This is a genomic window from Massilia sp. UBA6681 (assembly GCF_002454935.1).
In the GTDB taxonomy this organism is placed as follows: domain Bacteria; phylum Pseudomonadota; class Gammaproteobacteria; order Burkholderiales; family Burkholderiaceae_D; genus Telluria; species Telluria varians.
In genome coordinates this window covers 1-876 of the sequence record NZ_DKJX01000053.1, presented here as the reverse complement: position 1 = coordinate 876, position 876 = coordinate 1, and the positions used below count along the sequence as shown (strand labels likewise).

General features: G+C 63.2%; 2 pseudogenes (1 of these 2 only partly in view). One reads left to right on the top strand and one right to left on the bottom strand.

Annotated features, from left to right (window positions below):
- Nucleotides 1-228 (bottom strand): annotated as a pseudogene (locus B2R83_RS08505) (KGG domain-containing protein) (its annotated part extends 12 nt beyond the left edge of the window); the annotation flags it as partial.
- Nucleotides 229-486: 258 nt separating this feature from the next.
- On the opposite strand from B2R83_RS08505, the pseudogene B2R83_RS08500 reads away from it, so the two are divergent.
- A pseudogene (locus tag B2R83_RS08500) lies at nucleotides 487-876 on the top strand (hypothetical protein); the annotation flags it as partial.

Genomic DNA, 876 nt, shown 5'->3' with positions numbered 1-876 from the left:
CTGCTGGCCGCCACCGCCGCCGTGACTCATCGAGCCGGCACGGCGTGCTTCTTCCGAAGTGAACTCATGGGCATTGCCCGATGCGTGTGCGGCACGGCCGCCTTCCGCAGCGATCTCACGCTGCTTCTGCGGATCCATCGAGGCGAAACCGCGGTTGCTGGTATCGCCGCTCTGCTGATTGCCGCCCTGGTTGTTGCCCTTGTTGCCGCCTTGGTTATTCGATGCCATAGTTGCCTCCTATCTATGTTGAAAGCACCAGCCGGAAGTGGCTGAGACAGGTTCATCCTAACCATGGCGGGCCCGACGGACCACCCTAAACCGGCAACAATCCTGTAGGAGCAGGCCTTGCCGGCACCGGCGTTTTCTCTGTCAGGTTGGGAGCAATTGCTTTTGTGGTTTTTGGCACTGCTAGAATAGGATGAGTGTTCAATACGTCTATTGAGAATAAAAAATCTCTCTCATGTAGTCCTGCACTGACCTGACATTGTGAAATTTTCCATCGGCCATCGCCTCTTCCTCTCGGTCCTGCTCGCCATTCTCGCGGTGGTGGCCAGCGCCGTTTACCTGCTGCGCCAGAATGTGCTGGCCAGCTTCGGCGACTACGCCGTCGGCATCGAACTCGACCGCCTGGGCGAACTGTCGGACATCCTGGCGACGCGCTACCGGGCCCAGGGCGGCTGGCAATTCCTGCCCGCCGGCGATGCACGGCACGGCTGGATTGCGCAGGAGCTGGTGCGCCTGCAGGACGAACGCGCGCGCCGGACGATGGCCGTGCCGCCGGCGCCCGAGCTACCGGCAGCTCCCCTGCCTCCGGCAACGCCCGCGCGGGCCAGCGCCCCAGCCCCGGCTGCGCCGATGGACGGCGTCATGCCGCCA